The organism is Cyclobacterium roseum (genome assembly GCF_010119225.1).
Classification (GTDB): Bacteria; Bacteroidota; Bacteroidia; order Cytophagales; family Cyclobacteriaceae; genus Cyclobacterium; species Cyclobacterium roseum.
This window is the reverse complement of the sequence record NZ_WNKF01000040.1, coordinates 1-2,785: the sequence shown is the minus strand read 5'-3', so window position 1 is coordinate 2,785 and position 2,785 is coordinate 1. Positions and strand designations below refer to the sequence as shown.

4 protein-coding genes are annotated in these 2,785 nt (G+C 44.5%); all 4 read right to left on the bottom strand.

Annotated elements, in window-relative coordinates; all coding sequences use genetic code 11:
• Positions 1–400 precede the first annotated feature (400 nt).
• Positions 401–718: a type II toxin-antitoxin system RelE/ParE family toxin gene (locus GJQ68_RS22990; RefSeq protein WP_162419603.1), complete on the bottom strand. Its 318-nt coding sequence runs from the start codon at positions 716–718 to the stop codon at positions 401–403.
• Positions 706–888 (bottom strand): hypothetical protein, encoded by a 183-nt coding sequence (locus tag GJQ68_RS22985; RefSeq protein WP_162344334.1) that lies wholly within the window; start codon positions 886–888, stop codon positions 706–708. Before GJQ68_RS22985 ends, GJQ68_RS22990 begins: the two co-directional genes overlap by 13 nt.
• A 706-nt stretch (positions 889–1,594) precedes the next feature.
• Positions 1,595–2,116 (bottom strand): helix-turn-helix domain-containing protein, encoded by a 522-nt coding sequence (locus tag GJQ68_RS23275; protein ID WP_202928005.1) that lies wholly within the window; start codon positions 2,114–2,116, stop codon positions 1,595–1,597.
• Positions 2,113–2,349, bottom strand: coding sequence for a DUF4160 domain-containing protein (locus tag GJQ68_RS22975; RefSeq protein WP_162419602.1), 237 nt, complete (start codon positions 2,347–2,349; stop codon positions 2,113–2,115). Before GJQ68_RS22975 ends, GJQ68_RS23275 begins: the two co-directional genes overlap by 4 nt.
• Positions 2,350–2,785: the final 436 nt, after the last annotated feature.

Genomic DNA, 2,785 nt, shown 5'->3' with positions numbered 1-2,785 from the left:
CCTGTTTTAGGAGGGGGCCCGGGGGGAGGTCACAAACGTGCCCGGGCATTGGCGGCAAGCTGGCTTCACTATTGAGCAGCTGGATAGCCAATGCGGGGAGCGCGAGGCTCCAACTACCCCGGGCTGCGCCTCCCTTGTCGGCTTACCCGGGGCTAGTGATATTTCGCCCCGTCGGGGCTTGGTTCCGGATACCTATGTTATAGTAGTAGTTAGACCAGCTACCATACAATTTAGGTTCAGTCGTGGTGGTTAAGGGTTAAGATTAACCAATTAACTCAATCCATTTCCCCATCAAATCATCCCTTAGTCTCTCCGTCTTGAATCGGATTCGGCGGTTATTACGACTCGTTCCTCAGCTTACCCGGGGTTAGTATAGGGGAAGGCCATTTTAGTTTACTGACTATTCCGTATCAAAATCCGGAAAGTCATAGGCATTTCTAACTAACCTTTCGCATCGATGAACAGTAATAATATCAATACGATACGCATCAACTAAATGATAAACAATTCTATAGTTTAACCTGATAAGTTCTCTTAATTTCTCGTTTTGGAATTCAGGAACCATTTTTCCTAATCGTGGCTGTTCTTCAAGTATGTCAACCGCATTAAATAATCTATCTACCGTTAATTGTGCATACCTCTCAGAATCTTTTGAGATATATTCTCCGATTTCGTTTAAATCAAAGATGGCAGCATCGGTCCAGATTACTTTAACCATTTATTGAGTTTTTCTCTTGCCTCTTCTTTGGTATTTATCCGCCCATTCACGGAATCATCAAGTCCTTTTTGGACGTTTTCAAGAAAAATCAAATGGTCTACTACCTGATCAATCGTAAGGTGCTCAGGTAATTGGTCCAGGGAATTGATGATCTGAGTCTTGGTTATCATGGTAATTTTTTTTATCAAAGATAATGAATCAATTTTGAAAATCATCATATGGTCTAAGGGTAAGGGATCCCTGATCAGCTGAAGAAGTATATTTTTGGGTGCCCAGAGGCTTGATGTATTTTGGCTTCAAAACGGCTTAACCGGCTAGGTGTCGTCTGGACTTTGGGGTCTGGCCTTTTTGCATTTGGGCTGGTTTTGGGATTTAGGTTCGGTAGTAGTGCTTGTTCCTGGCTTGCCTCCCCCTCCTGTTTTAGGAGGGGGCCCGGGGGGAGGTCACAAACGTGCCCGGGCATTGGCTACAAGCTGGCTTCACTATTGAGCAGCTGGATAGCCAATGCAGGAAGCGTAAGACCGCGACAACCCCGGGCTGTGCCTCCCTTGTCGGCTTACCCGGGGCTTATGGTATTTCGCCCCGTCAGGGCTTGGTTCCCGGCTACCTGATATAGTAGTCGTTAGACAGGCTGCCATACAATTTAGGTCCAATCGTGGTAGTTATGTTCGAATCCGGCTGAGGTATTCATCGTGGCTACCTGGCAGTCAGCCCTTACTTTGGATTCAAGCCTGGAGGTTAAGGGTTAAGCAATGTCATCCCATCATCCCATCATCATATCACCACATCATCACACCATCCCTGAGTCTCTCAGTCACTTAGTCGGCTGCCACACAAAATCCCACATTAAAAATACCCGCTGCTAGGGCCAGTCATTTATTTTATTTTGATTTCTAATTGACGTCCGAGTCCGATTTCTATTATTTTTTTCAAAGTCGCCAATTCAACGTCTGATCTATCATTTTCGATTCTTGAAATATATGTTCTAGATGTTCCGCTCATAATCGCGAGTTCTTGTTGTGTCAAGCCCGCTTTCCGTCTTGCGTCACGAATTAGTCGACCAAGTTTCATCATAATTTCTGATTTCTCAGGAAGACTATATTTTAACAAAATGTCGGCACCAATTTCAAATGGAACTCTTTGTTTCTGCCCGTTTCTCATTGTTATGTACTGTTCAACATTGTCGAATGAAAGTGTATGGTTTTTTAGTTCACCTTTTTTCAATTCGTTATCGTCGAACAGGATATAAGCGGGTGAATTTTCATCAACTCCGATGCTTTTCAAAACTTTTCTAAAGTCAATTATTCTTGATTCTCCATTGTTGAAAGTGACATTTATCGAATGGTTTTCGATTTTGTTGATTTTTAGAATTCTTGGGATTTTTATGGTCTTTCTCATCTTAAATTCGGGTTAAGTTCATAAAACACTTCTAAAGCCCAATCGACATTTCCTGCAAGCCAGTCCATTGCTTTCTTCATTTGTTTTGAAGGAAGATCTCCGGCATAAACTTCAAACGTTTCAATAGTCAACAAAACTTCAAATTCATTGTATAAAACATGAATATGTGGTGGTCTGTGGTCACCATTGTAAACATTTATTTTGATTCCATCGAATCTGTCGATTGTTGGCATTCAACAAAGATAGGAAAGTATCTAATTAGGTACAATAGTCGTTTGTATTTTTCAGTCCTTAGATCATATCACCCCATCATCACACCATCCCTTAGTCCCTCAGTCACCCCCTCTCTCTTAGTCCGGTGGTTTACGGTTAACTGGCTCGTTACCGGCTGGACTTTGGGGTCTGGTCTTTTTGCATTTGGGGCTGGTTTTGGGATTTAGGTCCGGTAGTAGTGCTTGTTCCTGGCTTGCCTCCCCCTCCTGTTTTAGGAGGGGGCCCGGGGGGAGGTCACAAACGTGCCCGGGCATTGGCGGAAAGCCAGCTTCACTATTGAGCAGCTGGATAGCCAATGCGGGGAGCGCGAGGCTGCAACTACCCCGGGCTGCGCCTCCGTAGTCGGCTTACCCGGGGCTAGTGATATTTCGCCCCGTCGGGGCTTGGTTCCGGATA